The sequence below is a fragment of the Winogradskyella sp. A2 genome, from assembly GCF_046762865.1.
In the GTDB taxonomy this organism is placed as follows: Bacteria; Bacteroidota; Bacteroidia; order Flavobacteriales; family Flavobacteriaceae; genus Winogradskyella.
On the sequence record NZ_JBKQXM010000005.1, the window covers coordinates 16071 to 31990 of the forward strand.

At 32.4% G+C, this 15920-nt stretch carries 16 protein-coding genes; 15 read left to right on the forward strand and 1 reads right to left on the reverse strand.

Annotated elements, in window-relative coordinates; genetic code table 11:
- The 14 genes from ACFWV9_RS10725 to ACFWV9_RS10790 all read left to right on the forward strand — a co-directional run bounded on the left by ACFWV9_RS10725 (position 1) and on the right by ACFWV9_RS10790 (position 12635).
- On the forward strand, positions 1–441 hold the full coding sequence (locus ACFWV9_RS10725; protein WP_411895217.1) for a hypothetical protein: 441 nt from the start codon (positions 1–3) through the stop codon (positions 439–441).
- Between the two features lie 153 nt (positions 442–594).
- Positions 595–1038: a hypothetical protein gene (locus ACFWV9_RS10730; protein WP_411895218.1), complete on the forward strand. Its 444-nt coding sequence runs from the start codon at positions 595–597 to the stop codon at positions 1036–1038.
- A gap of 198 nt (positions 1039–1236) precedes the next feature.
- Positions 1237–1476 (forward strand): type II toxin-antitoxin system ParD family antitoxin, encoded by a 240-nt coding sequence (locus ACFWV9_RS10735; RefSeq protein ID WP_036578964.1) that lies wholly within the window; start codon positions 1237–1239, stop codon positions 1474–1476.
- A complete protein-coding gene (locus ACFWV9_RS10740) occupies positions 1469–1756 on the forward strand; it encodes a type II toxin-antitoxin system RelE/ParE family toxin (protein WP_189360878.1) in 288 nt (95 codons plus the stop codon). Before ACFWV9_RS10735 ends, ACFWV9_RS10740 begins: the two co-directional genes overlap by 8 nt.
- 166 nt (positions 1757–1922) lie before the next feature.
- Positions 1923–2450, forward strand: coding sequence for a hypothetical protein (locus ACFWV9_RS10745; RefSeq protein ID WP_411895219.1), 528 nt, complete (start codon positions 1923–1925; stop codon positions 2448–2450).
- A gap of 219 nt (positions 2451–2669) precedes the next feature.
- Positions 2670–3521 (forward strand): LytR/AlgR family response regulator transcription factor, encoded by an 852-nt coding sequence (locus ACFWV9_RS10750; protein WP_411895220.1) that lies wholly within the window; start codon positions 2670–2672, stop codon positions 3519–3521.
- A 123-nt stretch (positions 3522–3644) separates the two neighbouring features.
- Positions 3645–4307 carry a CPBP family intramembrane glutamic endopeptidase gene (locus tag ACFWV9_RS10755; protein WP_411895221.1) on the forward strand — a complete coding sequence of 221 codons (663 nt, stop codon included), beginning with the start codon at positions 3645–3647 and terminating at the stop codon, positions 4305–4307.
- Between the two features lie 1078 nt (positions 4308–5385).
- On the forward strand, positions 5386–6822 hold the full coding sequence (locus ACFWV9_RS10760; protein ID WP_411895222.1) for a DUF5106 domain-containing protein: 1437 nt from the start codon (positions 5386–5388) through the stop codon (positions 6820–6822).
- Between the two features lie 81 nt (positions 6823–6903).
- Positions 6904–7587 carry a hypothetical protein gene (locus tag ACFWV9_RS10765; protein WP_411895223.1) on the forward strand — a complete coding sequence of 228 codons (684 nt, stop codon included), beginning with the start codon at positions 6904–6906 and terminating at the stop codon, positions 7585–7587.
- Positions 7588–7656: 69 nt separating this feature from the next.
- Positions 7657–8184 carry a hypothetical protein gene (locus tag ACFWV9_RS10770; RefSeq protein WP_411895224.1) on the forward strand — a complete coding sequence of 176 codons (528 nt, stop codon included), beginning with the start codon at positions 7657–7659 and terminating at the stop codon, positions 8182–8184.
- 27 nt (positions 8185–8211) lie between these two features.
- Positions 8212–9630 (forward strand): toxin-antitoxin system YwqK family antitoxin, encoded by a 1419-nt coding sequence (locus ACFWV9_RS10775; RefSeq protein WP_411895225.1) that lies wholly within the window; start codon positions 8212–8214, stop codon positions 9628–9630.
- Between the two features lie 38 nt (positions 9631–9668).
- Entirely contained in the window at positions 9669–10511 is an 843-nt protein-coding gene (locus ACFWV9_RS10780) for a toxin-antitoxin system YwqK family antitoxin (protein WP_411895226.1), read from the forward strand.
- 36 nt (positions 10512–10547) lie between these two features.
- On the forward strand, positions 10548–11927 hold the full coding sequence (locus ACFWV9_RS10785) for an FISUMP domain-containing protein (protein WP_411895227.1): 1380 nt from the start codon (positions 10548–10550) through the stop codon (positions 11925–11927).
- Between the two features lie 42 nt (positions 11928–11969).
- Complete coding sequence (locus ACFWV9_RS10790) at positions 11970–12635, forward strand: hypothetical protein (protein ID WP_411895228.1); 666 nt, start codon at positions 11970–11972, stop codon at positions 12633–12635.
- A gap of 436 nt (positions 12636–13071) precedes the next feature.
- Here the strand turns inward: ACFWV9_RS10790 and ACFWV9_RS10795 are convergent, their stop codons facing one another.
- A complete protein-coding gene (locus tag ACFWV9_RS10795) occupies positions 13072–13794 on the reverse strand; it encodes a DNA/RNA non-specific endonuclease (RefSeq protein ID WP_411895229.1) in 723 nt (240 codons plus the stop codon).
- Positions 13795–15119: 1325 nt separating this feature from the next.
- On the opposite strand from ACFWV9_RS10795, the gene ACFWV9_RS10800 reads away from it, so the two are divergent.
- Complete coding sequence (locus ACFWV9_RS10800) at positions 15120–15893, forward strand: AraC family transcriptional regulator (RefSeq protein ID WP_411895230.1); 774 nt, start codon at positions 15120–15122, stop codon at positions 15891–15893.
- The last annotated feature ends 27 nt before the right edge of the window (positions 15894–15920 follow it).

Consider the following 15920-nt stretch of genomic DNA (forward strand, 5'->3'; position numbering starts at 1 on the left):
ATGAGTAACTACGATAGAATAAATAGCGAAAGGAATATATTTCTGACCAAAATATTTGAGCCAGAAGAAAACTCATTGGAATTTGAATTGACAATGGGAATAGTTGGCGAATTGGAAAAGAGTCATAAGATTCTCGGTGTTGATATCGGCCCTTCTCGACCAGTTTATCACAATGAAAATAGTGAAATATTCAAAATAACTTTTGACCGATATATTGCCTACTCGGTAATTAATGAAAGTTACGAAAATCTTGGAGGAACTGAATACGTTGGAGAAAAAATTCGGACTTATAACAAATCGAATTTCTTGGACTATGTAAAAGCGGACACTTTTGCATCGGCGGACTATCCAGGAGAATTTAAGCATTATGCATTTATATCGCTAAATCACATTGTGAACGTAGTATCAACTGTTGAACCGAAAATTGAAAAAGTAAATTGAAAAACCTACGCACAACAATGTATAACCGCAATTACGGCGGATTCGACTACGTCCGAATCCACTCGGAATTGCTAACGTCAGTGCTTAACCGAAAAGTAACGCATATTAACCCGTAACTGACGGTTATACGGACCGTTAGCCACAATACCGAAAATGAGTAGAGTCAAAAAATTTCTTACTGAATTAGACGACTATGAACTAGCAAATTTTGCAAAGTTCAAGCTTCTTACTTATATGAAAGAAACTCAATCGGATATAAAAGAATATTTAGCTGAGCGGAATCTTACGGAAACCAAAATTGACCAACTGATATCTGAAAACCCAAAGTCAAAGCTGAAAGACGATAAAAAAAGGTGTCCAAGATGTTATTCAGATAAAATCCGAAAGGATAAAGTCGAATGGACAGATACAGCTGTGAAAAGCGGATATTCAGATGAAATAGCCTCTTTAGATGGGTTAACTGGACGCGCGACCTTCGTAGAAAATGAAATATGCAATGTTTGTGGAATTTGGATTTCTGACCCAAATAATGAAAAAGGAAAATCTATTTGGCGAACAATTTGGAATTATCTGACTGACAATCCACTTGGATTGTAAAAAAGTACAATGGCTAACAACGTGTATAATTCATTACGGCGGAATTTCCTATCGGAAATTCCCTGCACTTTTGCTATCTTTCGGTTTACGTCGGAATAACACTGCGTGTCATTCCGTAACGAAACCATACACAAGACCGTTGGCAACAATTTGGAAATGATTCGAAATTGATGTATATTTACACCAAACAATTAAATTATGTCAAGACAAAGTATATCATTTACAGAACCTAACGACGAATGGCTTAAAGCCCAAGTCAATGGAAAAGAATATTCAAGCAAAAGCGAATTAGTAAACGATTTAATTAGACAAGCTAGAAAACAACAAGTCGAAATTGATTGGGTACGAACTAAATTGGAAAAAGCTGAGAATAGCGGATTTACAAGCGAATCAAAAAATGAAATTTTAGCCCAATCAAAAACTCTACTGAATGGCTAAATATCGCTTAAGTAATGAAGCTAAAAATGACTTAATCCGAATTCATCACTATGGAGTTAAAAAATTTGGAACTACTCAAGCGGATAAATATTTTGAATCATTCTTTGAATATTTTGAAATTATTACCCAAAGACCTTTTTCATTCGAGTCAGTTGATTATATAAAAAAGGACTACAGAAGATGTGTTTGCGGAATAGATAGTATTTACTACAAAATAAATAACGACGTCGTTGAAATAATGGCAATTGTCGGAAGACAAGATTTAAACCACATACTGTAACCTGAATAATTAAAACTGTTGCCAACAACATGTATAATTAATTGCTTGGGCAAGTGCTTATTTGGAAAATTCCTTCGGAATTTTCTTTCGTTCGTTTTTGTTTGCTAAATTAGTTGCTCAAACACGCAACTAACCATACACAACAACGTTGTGTGTAATTTGAAAAATGAACTTCTTTAGAAAAATATTTCGTCAGAAAAAGACTAAAGCGGAACCTAGAAAAACTGTTCCTCGACCTGAAAATTGGAATAAGACTCTATCTGATTTAATGCAAGAAATGAAAGATGGAAAAAGACATCAAGTCGGACAACCAGAAACTGACTGGGCTCTCGAGTATGAACGTAGCTTGATTCCCGAAAATTATCGTTATCCGAAAGAAGGAGATTTGTATGAATCAAAATTTGACCAAGAAATTGAATTTTTAACAGCTTGGTCAGCACCTTTTACTGGTGGCGGAAAAGCCACTCTTTACAAAGGAGAACAAATATGGATAAACTCTGAACCTAACGAAGAGAAACCGATTGGTAGTTATGCTCTTCCTGTAAATTATTCGGAATTGGAAAAAAGAATGGTTTCAAAAACTGATAGAAATGCGTCGAAATATGGAAACTTCTACTTTCATTTTGATACTGTGATATTGAATGACAAATTTAATCTCATACAAACTGGATTTAAGAAAAAACCATGGGAATAAAAACTACACACAACAACGCGTATAGCCCATGCCTTTGAATACACTGAAATTTATTTACCTTTAAACTAAATAAATTCCGTGTAACTCACTCTGCCGGATCCACCTTCGCATAGCTTCGGTGGAAGAAGTCGGCACGAGCCATACCTGCCTGACGGCAGGCAGGCACGAACACGTTAGCTGCAATGGGGAAAAAATCATCCAGAAATAGGTTGACTAAAAATGAGCTTCAAATTCATGAGCACTACACCACCAACCAATAATTCAGTAAAAATAGCATTGCTGGCATTTATTAGTAGTCCTGCATGGCGTTGGTTTCAAAAGGCCATCGTATTGACGATTTTCTCTTTAGTGGTGAATCATTTAGCAACACGTGATAGTTTTCCCGGTGGTGAATCGTATAGATTCCCCATAGAAGGTTTTCTGTCATCCATTGTTTTATGCGTTCTCATTGGAATCATAGCGCATTTTAATTTTAAATTTTACAAGAAAAAATATTTCTCTAAAAAGGTAGAAATTGTCACTATTGTATGGTTTATGGGTTCTACTCTAGGGTATATTACACTCATGTATATTCCTGTAAATATTATTGCAGATAAAGTTGTGGGGGGACAGACAGTGTATTATTATTTATTAATTGGTTTGCTGCTTACCATATTATTGAGTTTTGTTCTAATAGGTTTATGGTATGCGCAAGACATATATAATTTATACAAGCTATCCATAAAAGATGCAGAAATAACAATTGAAAGCGGTGCAAAAATCACGAAGCTCACATATGAAAATATCTTGTGCTTTTATAGCGAAAACAAAATTGTATATACGGTTCAAAAAGATGGCTCAACAATTACCACCGATTTTACATTGAACGAGCTCGAGGAGAAGGTAAATGATCAATTGTTTTTTAGAGCCAATCGTAAAATTATAATCCACAAAGATGCCGTAGACCAAATTGAAAAGATTGAAAATGGCAAGTTAAGTATTCGGTTAAAAGCCTCCATTGAAAACGATGCAAATGCCGAAATTCATATCAGTCGTTACAAGCGAAAAGCATTTATGAATTGGTTTCAATAAAAGATGCCATCAACTACCGACTATTCAGTTATAAATTTACTACCATTCAGTAAAAACATAAGTATTTAAAAGGTTTTTCAGAGAATTTGTTCATTATTTCGTTTAGAAATTAAAATCAAAAAAATGAACAAAATTACCTTACGTCAAACATTAATCCCATTAATTACTATTGCAATCATCTGCTTTTTATGGTTTGGACCAATCACTAGAAGTATTATAGAAAATATCATTATTTCTATATTAATCATTATAGCAAATTATATAGAATACAATGGAAAACCATTTTCAGCACTTGGATTTCAACGTGAAAAATTCACATTCAAAAACATCCTCGTACTTGCTCCATTAGTTGCACTAGGACTCTTTGTTTTTTATGTCTTTGTATTGGTTCCTGTAGTTACAAAACTCACAGGATCTCCTATAGATTATTCAAGTTTTGATGAATTGAAAGGAAATCTTCCAGTCTTTTTAATTACTTTATTATTAGTATGGGCTACTGCGGGATTTGGAGAAGAAATTATCTTTCGTGGTTATTTTATGCGACAATTTGTAAAATTCTTTGGAGAAAGCAAAATCAGTATGGTGCTTAACATTATACTAATTACTGGTTTTTTTGGCTTTATGCATAGTCAGCAAGGAATTACTGGGCAACTTGTTACTTGGATTATCGGAGCACTCTTAGCCCTGATATTCTACTTGCGTAAATACGATTTGTGGTTTGTTATTGCCGTACACGGTTTTTTTAACACCATCGCTTTAACTTGTATTTACTTTGGTTTGGCGTAACAGCGCAAGTGGATTTCACTCTTGAGTAATCGTTGCGCTGATGGACTCGTTACGGAATAAATACTCAGGAAAACGCAAAGTTTCGTGTTTACTCAGACCAAACCACAGCAGCTAACAACGTGTATAGCACATGCCTTTGAATACACTAAAATTTATCTATCTTTAAATTATATAAATTTTGTGTAACTCACTCTGCCGTATCCTCCTTCGCAGAGCTTCGGTGGAAATAGTCGGCACGTACCATACACAAACACGTTAGAGCCAATATTGACCAAAATATGAAAACAAAATTTACAATTTTAATTTCAGCAATCATTATTATTTAGTCTTGTAAATCTTCAATTGAAGAAACCGTTGACTTAAAGGTTCAAAATTGGATTCATGGTTCTGAAAACTGTGAAGATAATACTGACCCACCAATTCAGGTAGTTAAGTATAACAGTAATACTCGGATTTTACGTCAAAACAAATGCACAAATTACGAGGCACCTTTTATGTTTCTATTTTTTGGAGAAGACAAAGTATTATTGATGGATACTGGAGCTACAAAGGATGATGAACTCTTTTCTAAAAAAACAATAAACACAAGTTAAATTACCTTAAAAAAGAAAAAATGGGAATAGCCATTATTCTTATTGCTACCCTCATATTGTAGCATATCATTCCACTACCTTTTAGACTGATTTTGGATATACTGGATAACCACGAAATTCTTAAACAAAAATGAAACATTTTAATTGAAGCGCTATGTACTATTATTTATGATAACTTGGAATCTGACTAAAAAAATACTCAATTAATATTCAAGTTACAAGTGAACTTCAGAAAAGAAAGAGCGATGTTTCAAAAGCTCAAAATTGGATAATGGTATGTATAAAAGTTGATGACTTTCCTATAACTGGAATTGAAATGAGTAAAAGGCAAAGTATAATAACAAATCTCAGTAATACGGGGTTTTGGGCTAATTTCAAAAAAACCTTTTTTATTATTTAAGTCTGCCAAATCATCGATTTATTGTTTTTAATGACTAACTTCAAAAAAACGTCAACTCTTGGCTTCGTGCAGATTTGAAGATATTATGAAAAACATCCTTTTAATTCTAGTTTCAATTCTATTAACCTCTTTAATATATGCTCAAAACGAAACTGAAAAATCTAATTCTTCGCAAGCAAACCTTCAAATTAGAGTTAAAATAGAAAATTATCCATATGATATAATACAATTAGGATACCATTTTAATAACAGGCAATATCTAACCCCTGATGCTATAACAAAAACTGATACCATCTATAAACAACCTGATGGCTTTTTTGTAATCAATATAAAAGAACCAATAAAACCAGGCATATACCTGTTAATTGTACAACCTAATAATAACTATAGTGAAATTTTAATTACTCAAAATGACCGAAATATTGAAATTTCATCAGACTATAATAATCTTATTGAATCCATGCAATTTGATGCTGGTTCTTTTGAAAACAGGCTGTTTTATGATTATTTAAAATTTATTCAGAAGAAAAAAGAAGAAGTAAAAGCACTGCCCCAAGATGAGATAAATTCTGGCCAAAGTGACAAGACCATGTCTATTAATGATGAAGTCTCTGCTTACCAAAACGATATAATAAAAGTCCACCCAAATTCATTCACAGCTGCACTAATTAAATCTACTTTAACTGTAAAAATACCAGAATTTGAAGGTTCAGAAATGGATAAACAAAACAAGAGATTTTATTATTACAGACAGCATTATTTCGATAATATAGATCTTACTGACCCTAGAATGGTCAGAACCCCTATTTTATTTAATAGCGTGGAGAACTACATTAATAAATTGCAGGTGCAACATCCTGATTCTATTAGTAATGCTATAGATTTTGTACTTAAAAAAATGGAACCCTCTGAAGAGACCTATAAAAACTATGTTGTTCATTTTTTAAATAAATATGCAGAGTCTAAAATTATGGGAATGGATGCTGTTTATGTCCACATGGCTGATAACTATTATGCTAAAGGCAAAACACCTTGGATTGACGAAGCCCAACTGCAAAAAATACTTAAAAAATCCAATGCCATTAAACCAACATTAATTGGGAAGGTTGCACCAAACATGGCTTTAGAGTCAAATAATGGGTTTAAATTTGATCTTCATGACATAAAAAGTAAATATACATTGCTCTTCTTCTGGAATGACAATTGTGGTCTTTGTGCAAAAAGTATAAAAGATCTAATTGAAGTCAATGATAAATTAGAAAACTTAGATGTTGAACTTGTCGCGATTTGTACAAGAAATGCCGAAGAGGTTAAGAATTGCTGGGATTATGCAACTAATTGGAAAATTAATGAATGGTTTCACGTAAAGGTTGATTCAGAAAATGACTTAGTAAGTAGCACATATAATTTTACAAGTAGCAAACCAAAAATTTTTGTGCTGGATAGCAACAAAAACATCATAGGTAAGAACTTAGGCGCTGATCAAATAGTCGATTTTTTAATTAAGTTCAATAAAAATTAAAGTGACAGACACTATACAAACCCATTGGATGAAAAAAATGCTATAATTCAATGTAGTCCAAACGATGGCAAATACAAAAAAATGAAAATACCATATTTAGCATTCTTACTATTAATTTCTAATCTAGTATTTAGTCAAAATAATTTCGCTGACCTAGAATATAAGCTCGTTAATGAATTTATTGAAGTAGGCTATCCAAAATCAAATTTTGAATCCATATTTAAAGTATGTTCCCAAACCAATTTGTGTGTTGGTGTTGGCGAATCGGATATTGTGATAGGGAGGTTTAAACTTGAAAATAATGCGTTTTTAAATCTATATTATAGTGAGGGCCAAAGTGATGACCCACAACTAATTATCGAACACAAAACCAAAATTATATTAAATGTTATTGGTGACAAATTTCATTTTAGAGGCAAATCTCTTTATGTTGAAGGCTATTCAAATAATCTATTCGACAAAAAAAGAAAGTTCATATTTGAAAATGGTAAATTCAATGAAGTTAAACAGCCACTATATTTTGTAGGGATAAAGGGTAAGCTTAAGCGTAACATTAAAATTCATGAAACTAAAGATTTGACATCAATAGTTGCAACATTGCCAAAAAATTATCCAATTGAGATAGTTATGGCCGAGTTTAATGAAAATGATATTGCTGAGTACTTTCTTGTTAAAACAAAATTCGGACTCTTAGGATGGTTAAAAATAGAAATGGATGATGAGAACGGAGGATTAATGGATGGGTTTTATTTTCATGGGGATTAATTCACTGCTATGCTTTAATAAACAGCATATTATCCTCAATTATACAGTAATAAATATATAATCTATAAAATGAAGAATGTTTTCTATTTATTAATTGGTGGAGGAATCATTGGATATTTAATTTATGTCGTGGTTCAAGTGTTTTTAATTGCTTTTGGCGCAAATCAATCAACCTGGGGGACATTTAGTGGGCATTTAATAGCTGGAAGCATTCTATTATTGGTGGTAGTATTCGGTTATTTATTGGGTAATAAAAAAGAAAATAACTCCGAAAACCAACGGTCTTCCGTTTCCCAAAATATAACTGCACCTTCCTACAATAAGGATGAAGATGAATTTCCGGTTTCAAAGCTTATTGTAACGGCTGGTAAAGACACTTGCCGAGAGCTGGAATCTAAAATTAGAAATCACGAGGCCGTAGTCAGTACTTTTCAAGATTCCGGGAATTGGTATTCAAATGGAGAAACGGGTCCCGAATGGTTTACATTACACATCACTACCTCTCAAGATCGTAAGGAAGACATTGATACACTCGTAAAATTGGAATTAAAAAAGATCGATAAGTTCATTTCTTCACAAAGTTTATTTTGGGAATAACCATTAATTAAAAAAACATATTAGATAATGAAAAAAGTAATTCTAATTATAATTATTAGTGTTTTGATGTTTCATGTAAACGCTCAAGAAAAAAAGACCTTTTATAAAAATGGAGAAGTATCAGAAATAGGAAATTATTCAGATGGTGTAAAAACTGGAGAATGGAAAACCTATTATGACAGCCGTGAACTGCTATCTTTAGGAAACTATAAGGATGGGAACAAGTCAGGAGAATGGAAATATTTTATTAAAAATGGAAATGTGGCAATTATTGAGAACTATTCTTCGGATGGAAAAAAAACAGGAGAATGGAAACGGTATCTTTATAATGGACAATTAATGCACCTTACAAACTATATAGAAGGAGAAAAAAATGGTATAGAAAAAATATATTTTAGTAATGGGCAGTTGAAAAATATCAGAAATTATGTCGATGGAATAATTGTTGGAGAAGATAAGTGGTATTATAGGAATGGGCAGTTGCAAGAAATAAGTAACTATGTTGATGGAAAAAAAACGGGTGTATTTAAAAGGTATCATGAGAATGGAGAACTACAATATATATCAAACCATGTTGATGGAAAACAAGCAGGTGAATTTAAAATGTATTATACGAATGGACAGCTAAAACTCATAGGAAACTCTTTCGATGGAAACCGTAAGGGAGAATTAACATGGTATTATGACAGCGGTGAATTATTATCTTCAGAAAACTATGTTGATGGAAAACAAACAGGTGAATCGAAAACCTATCATAAGAATGGAGAACTACAGAAATTAGAAAACTTTATAGACGATTATAAAGAAGGAGAATGTAAACTGTATCATACAAATGGTCAAATCTATCAAATTATAATATATAAAAAATATAAGACGATGGAAATTCTTTCTTGTTTTGATGGTAAAGGAAATAGTTTAGATAAAGGAACATTAAAAAATGGCAATGGAACGATTAATGAATATGATATTGATGGGACCTTTATAAAAAAAGCAAACTATGTTGATGGGGGAATTATTGAAGAAACGAAATACTATTATGCAAATGGGCAGTTAAGGAAAAGTGAATCTTATGCAAATTTAAAACGGACAGGAAAATGGAAGTACTATGCTGAGAATGGAGAACCACAATTTATAGTAAACTATAAAAATGATAAAATAACAGGGGAATGGAAACAGTATCATGAGAATGGAGAGGTCTCAGTAATAGGAAATTATTCAGATGGAGTAAAAACCGGAGAATGGAACAGTTACCATACAAATGGTCAAACTTATCAAGTTCGTTTTTACAAAGAAAATAAACTAATGGAAATTCTGTCTTGTTTTGATGGTAACGGAAATAGATTAAATAAGGGAACATTAGTAAATGGCAATGGCACTATTAATGAATATGATATGAACGGAACATTGATAAAAACAGTAAACTATGTTGATGGAAAAGAGAATTAACCGTCTTACCAACTTAATGTTGAATTTAAAATAGAAAAATGAAAAAAATAGTCTTACTCGCAATTTTTAGTGTTCTAGTGTTTCATGTGAACGCTCAGGAGAAAAAAACCTTTTATAACAATGGGCAATTAAAAAGTGTAGGAAGTTATGATGAATCTTCTAATGATTATGGAGTCAAAAAAGGAGAATGGAAAACCTATTATGAAAACGGACAATTAAAAAGCATAGGAAGTCATGAAAGGTTGGGTTCAAGTAGTAAGACCAAACACGGCGAATGGAAATTCTATTATGACAACGGACAATTAAGTGAAATTTCAAACTATAGTTTTGGCTGGAAAAAAGGGAAGTCTATAACCTATTACAAAAACGGACAGTTAAAAGAAAGTGTTAGCTATAACAGTAATAAAACGGTAGGGCGAACAAAAAAAATTGGAGCCTATAAGGTATATTTTGAAAATGGACAAATAGGCCAATCTGGAAACTTTGCTGATGATGAGAATTGGTCTTCTGATGTGAAAACAGGAGCATGGAAAATCTATCATAAAAATGGAAAATTAAGGTACAGTGGAGGCTATGTAGAAGATCAACCAACAGGAGAATGGAAAATCTATTACGAAAATGGGCATTTAAGTTCTATAGAGAACTTCAAGGATAATTATAATCATGGAGAAAGGAAGCTGTATCATACAAATGGACAAATTTATCAAGTACTGTTTTATAAGGAAGGTAAATTAATGGAAATCCTATCTTGTTTTGACGGTAACGGAACTAGTTTAAATAAAGGCACATTAGTAAATGGCAATGGCACTATTAATGACTATGATATGGACGGAACATTGATAAAACAAGTCAACTATATTAACGGAATAGAAAAAAAATAACGTTTTACAACTTGATGTTGAACTTAAAATAGAAAAATGAAAAAAATAATCTTACTCGCAATTTTTAGTATTCTGGTGTTCAACCTAAATGCTCAAGAAAAAAGATACTATTATGATAGTGGGAAATTACAGGCTATTAAAAACTATTCAAATGGAAAACTAGACGGCGCACAAAAGGAATATTATGAGAATGGGCGATTAAAATCAATTAGTAACAATTCTAATGGAGAAATAAATGGCTTGTTTAAAATGTATTATGAAAATGGTCAATTAAGTAGTATCATAAACATGTTAAACACTAAAGAACATGGAAAAGAAATGGCCTATTCTGAGAACGGCGTGTTAGAACGAGAAAACAATTATTCATATGGGAACTTACATGGAGAATGTAAAATCTATCGGATAAATGGCGAACTGGAAAGAATACAAAACTATTCTAATGGAAAACTAGATGGCGTACAAAAGTACTTTTATGAGAAGGGAAAACCACCTACTATTGTAAATTATTTAAATGGAATACGGCATGGAGAATTTATAAATTACTATTTAAATGGCAATATGTCTGAAAGCGGCATTTTTTATAGAGGAAAAAAGACAGGAGAATGGAAAGTATATGATAAGAGTGGACAATTATACTATATTGGAAACTATATAGACGGTAAGAAAACAGGGTTATGGAAGTTTTTTAATGAGAGCGGTCGATTAAGCCGTACCGGAACTTATTCAAATGGAGAATTAATAGGAGAATGGGAAGAATATCCATACATTGAAACTGATGTTAATACTTCCAAGTCTGTTAATATTGACAAACAGGAATCGATGACTGAAAATCATATAGACTATAACGCTGATGCTAATGCTTTCAAGTCTGTTAAAATTGGCCATCAGGTTTGGATGAGTAAGAATCTTAATGTTAGTAAGTTCAGGAATGGCGACCCAATTCCTCATGCTAAAACCAAAGAAGCATGGGATAAAGCTGGAGACACATACAGTCCTGCTTGGTGCTATTATGAAAATGAAAGCAATAACGGTGAAATTTTAGGCAAGTTGTACAATTGGTATGCTGTTAATGATGAAAGAGGCCTAGCACCTTTAGGGTGGCACATCCCTTCAGATGATGAATGGACAGAGTTAACCGATAATCTAGGCGGTGTTGATAAGGCAGGTATTAAAATGAAAAGCATGAGTATGTGGGATGATTATAATAATATTCGAGAAAAAGGCGTTTTCGAAGCGCTCCCAGGTGGTAAAAGGTTGAGAGGAAGATTCTCAAATGGAGGTACAAAAGGTGTAAGTACTAGCTGGTGGAGTTCTACGGAATTCTGGACTCGAAGTCTTTTTTACGTTAGAGAAGGGGTAAATAGAGAATATGGAGGAATGCGAACTGGAATTTCTGTTAGGTGTATAAAAGATTAACCGATTTAGTAATACAGATTTTGTTATATAAAGTCTAAAATTATGAAAAAACACTTCATTTTTATTTCACTTTTTTTAATTACCATGAGTTCTTTTGGGCAGAAAAAATTACTTCCACCCAAAATGGAAATTAAGGATCCTGTACTTAAGGAGTTTATCAGCAATTTAAAAAACGCCGTTAAGAAGAAGGATAAAGAATACATACTTAGTATATTAAGTTCAGACATTTTGGTTAGTTTCGGAGGTAACGGTGGCATTGAAGAATTCAAGAGTCGATGGAATTGGTCTTCAGACGATTCCTCTTTTTGGAAAACAATGGACAAGATATTACAGTTGGGAGGTGAAAAATATAAAGGCGGTGGAATTTACTCCATACCCTATGTTTTTTCAAATTGGCCTAGAGATGATGAGAAATACGGGGCGTTTGAACATATGGCCATTACAGGAACCAACGTAAACGTTAGAAATAACCCAGACCTAAAAAAATCAGAAATAGTTGGACAGTTTAGTTATGATATTGTGAAAGTAGATTACGAAAAGTCTATTAGATCTATTGATGAAACAATTTGGTATTATACAGAAAGTCTCGACGGAAAATTAAAAGGGTACGTTTTTCGGGATTACATTTGGTCGCCGGTTGGCTATCGAGCAACCTTCGAGTTTATTGACAATGAGTGGAAAATGACTGTTTTTGTTGGCGGGGACTGATTATACTAATAATGTTCAGCATTTTAAACTTTGATGCTAATTATTACATGACTTCTCAATCGTTGCATAGACATTTGCGCCGTTTAATTCTTATGTAAAGTTAAAATCTAAACATCCACCCTCCTTTTTTTTTAGAAAATATTTACAAATCGCTTTAATAAAATAAGTGACAAAATTTCTGAATCATTCTTTTTTTAAATAGTTGTGAAATAACAAATCCCCGAAGGAAAAAGAAAATATTAACATTTGCCAACAACGTGTATAATTCATTACGTCTGAAATTCCCTTCGGAATTTCCTCGCTGCTGAATTTTGGGTTCGTCCCTTTTTGCTATCTTAGTTTTATCGGAACGAAATCATACACGAACACGTTGGCAACAATCAAACTGAATTATTATACATAGCACTTTAGAAAAAATTCAAGTTTAAAAATCCTTCTAAAATTTCCACATTTTTCTAATTCTGTTTTTCTTATTCATAATACTAGTTCCTTTTAACGTGTCCCATAGGAATAGACCAGATATTTTCTCAACTTTAGAAGTTTCAACTAAAAAACTATCTAGAGGTTCAGGAGACTCCTCATTGGGTATGATAAATGACCACATATTAAATGTACCTGTATTTCTCTCTGTTAGAACAGACTTAAAAAAAGCATGAGGAAGTGGTAATGACACTTTAATACTAGGATCATCATCACCAATCATTATAACTTCTTGGTCAAAATAAAACAATGGTCCAGAAATTACATATGTTTCAAAAACCTTAGGATCATTATTTAATTCCCTGACCGCTTTCTCCAATTCTTTCCATACACCACCATTAAATTCAGAAACTTGAGGACACATATTAGACAAGAGAAAAGTTTCACTATTTTGAATTTCAGTATCAATTTGATTAGCACTAGCTACAAGATGACCCCTTTCAAATCCAGAACCAATATAGACATCCTTATCTGCTCTAAATTTCTCAGGTATTCTATAATCTGATCTGAAGACATCTTTTCTATCGACATGATTGGTATCAGGATTAACAATTTCTAAAGCCCATTTTGCCTGTCTAAAGTAGTACGAGTAACCCAACACATAATGTCTATTAAATAGTATTTGGTCTGCTTCTGGTAGACCGTATCGTGTTTCTCGTTTAAGATTTTTATTACTCATGGGTTCTTATGTGATTGGTCAATAGGTTATTAAAATTAAAGAAAATAAAATTATCATAGTCCTAATCAAATATACCTTTTAGAATCTATACTCTTTAGAATAAACTTTAAAAGTAAAATTGACGAACACTTTACTTTCAGCATTTTAACTATTAATTAATTGGGATTATTGATTCTCCTGAAATTTTTAACCACTCACTGACAGATACTTTTTAAAGCACAGAATTTAGGTTGATATTTGATTATTATAGTCTTATTCAATGAATATAATAAAATGATACATTATCCACTTCATTTGGTAACTAAAAAGAACTTTAAATCCGACCTAGTTTATTTTTTCCGATTTTTTTTTTGACTCTTAAACTACATAAATTCAAAAAGTATAATTAATTAAACGCAAATAAATCATTATATTACACTTATATAATAGTTATTAACCAGAAAATTTAAACTGCATACGATTCTGCATACGATTTTATAAAAAAAGAGCTCGGAAGCCCAGTAAATACTTTTTGTTTTAGGCAAATTTTGAGTTCATAACCCGGAGGTCACGAGTTCAATTCTCGTTCTCGCTACAGCAGTAAAAGCCCAGCACTGACAAGTGCAGGGTTTTTTTATGCGCTGCATTGAAGCTTGCTTCAAAATGAGAGCGCAAAAAAACTCTGACAAAACGAAGTTTTGATGGGTTTTACTATTGTAAAGCTCACCAGCGAAGCATCAACAGCATGTAATTCTCGAAAACCAATGGGATGCTGAAGGCTCAAAAAAACTCTGACAAAACGAAGTTTTGATGGGTTTTACTATTGTACAGCTCACCAGCGAAGCATCAACAGCATGTAATTCTCAAAAACAATGAGATTCTGATAGCGCAAAAAAACTCTGACAAAACGAAGTTTTGATGGGTTTTACTATTGTACAGCTCACCAGCGAAGAATCACAGCATGTAATTCTCAAAACCAATGAGATTCTGAAGGCGCAAAAAAACTCTGACAAAACGAAGTTTTGCAGGCTTTTACTATTGTACAGCTTCACTAAAAAGATTCATCGAAGGTAAATCTGAGAGATAACGATTAATCACTAAAACTCCATAATTAGAACCAAACTTAAGTAAGATTCTCTCCTCCCAAAGTTAGCTAAAGAAACAATCTAGATAAAAGTTGTAACTTTAGTTAAAAGAAAAATTACGCATGTGGGCTTTAGGCTTTTTATTTAGTGCAGTTTTCACTAAAATGGCTAATCCAAGTCAAAATGATTTTTTGGTTGACATCCTTCAAAAAACAATACACAAAACCGTAAAAGCACATTAGAAAACCAGAAGAAACAAGAATGTTATTCGACAGTATAGAATATATATCCATAGAGAATCAAACCACAAGTTTTCCAAAACATTTTCACGAAACGTTTTGTATATCACTTATACATAAAGGCATTGAACAAATTGATTTTGAAAACCAAAGCCTTTTTACAGAGGCTGGTAGCATATCTATCACTAACCCTTACGAAATACATTCTAACCCACTAATTGATAATGACTCTTACCTAAAGTTTGATACAATCTACGTACCAAATAAGGTGGTGAAATATGTGCTAAACGGAAGAAATATAAAGTTTATAAACCGACAAATAACAAGTAAAAAAGCCAATAAGTTGTTTTTAAAGCTGAAAATAGCCTTGGATACCAAAGATGATGAAATGGTAGAATCTTATCTGTCACAGTTTATGCAAGTCTTAGAACAGTACTCACAGGAACACAAAACTGAATATTCAGGTTTAAATTTTAATAACTACAACCAAATTAGAAGTTACATCGAAAGCCATATATATCATAAGATTAGCCTTGACGAACTATCCAAAATAGCCAATATCAACAAATATGGATTCACAAAAAAATTTAAAGCTTGGACAGGTATGACTCCTATGAATTATGTATTAATGCGGAAAATATTTTCAAGTAAAAAATTGATCAAATCCAATACAGAACTTACTGATTTAGCCTATCAATACAACTTTACCGATTTGGCACATTTTTCAAAAACGTTTAAGCGTTTTATAGGTATTTCACCAAAAGAATACCAAGTAAACTATAGTAGAGAATTGTAATTACCAACATTATACAAGTGGCCATAG

Coding starts and splice junctions, on each gene's coding strand:
- ACFWV9_RS10725 (WP_411895217.1), top strand. CDS start 1: ATGAGTAACTACGATAGAATAAATAGCGAAAGGAATATATTTCTGACC.
- ACFWV9_RS10730 (WP_411895218.1), top strand. CDS start 595: ATGAGTAGAGTCAAAAAATTTCTTACTGAATTAGACGACTATGAACTA.
- ACFWV9_RS10735 (WP_036578964.1), top strand. CDS start 1,237: ATGTCAAGACAAAGTATATCATTTACAGAACCTAACGACGAATGGCTT.
- ACFWV9_RS10740 (WP_189360878.1), top strand. CDS start 1,469: ATGGCTAAATATCGCTTAAGTAATGAAGCTAAAAATGACTTAATCCGA.
- ACFWV9_RS10745 (WP_411895219.1), top strand. CDS start 1,923: ATGAACTTCTTTAGAAAAATATTTCGTCAGAAAAAGACTAAAGCGGAA.
- ACFWV9_RS10750 (WP_411895220.1), top strand. CDS start 2,670: ATGAGCTTCAAATTCATGAGCACTACACCACCAACCAATAATTCAGTA.
- ACFWV9_RS10755 (WP_411895221.1), top strand. CDS start 3,645: ATGAACAAAATTACCTTACGTCAAACATTAATCCCATTAATTACTATT.
- ACFWV9_RS10760 (WP_411895222.1), top strand. CDS start 5,386: ATGAAAAACATCCTTTTAATTCTAGTTTCAATTCTATTAACCTCTTTA.
- ACFWV9_RS10765 (WP_411895223.1), top strand. CDS start 6,904: ATGAAAATACCATATTTAGCATTCTTACTATTAATTTCTAATCTAGTA.
- ACFWV9_RS10770 (WP_411895224.1), top strand. CDS start 7,657: ATGAAGAATGTTTTCTATTTATTAATTGGTGGAGGAATCATTGGATAT.
- ACFWV9_RS10775 (WP_411895225.1), top strand. CDS start 8,212: ATGAAAAAAGTAATTCTAATTATAATTATTAGTGTTTTGATGTTTCAT.
- ACFWV9_RS10780 (WP_411895226.1), top strand. CDS start 9,669: ATGAAAAAAATAGTCTTACTCGCAATTTTTAGTGTTCTAGTGTTTCAT.
- ACFWV9_RS10785 (WP_411895227.1), top strand. CDS start 10,548: ATGAAAAAAATAATCTTACTCGCAATTTTTAGTATTCTGGTGTTCAAC.
- ACFWV9_RS10790 (WP_411895228.1), top strand. CDS start 11,970: ATGAAAAAACACTTCATTTTTATTTCACTTTTTTTAATTACCATGAGT.
- ACFWV9_RS10795 (WP_411895229.1), bottom strand. CDS start 13,794: ATGAGTAATAAAAATCTTAAACGAGAAACACGATACGGTCTACCAGAA.
- ACFWV9_RS10800 (WP_411895230.1), top strand. CDS start 15,120: ATGTTATTCGACAGTATAGAATATATATCCATAGAGAATCAAACCACA.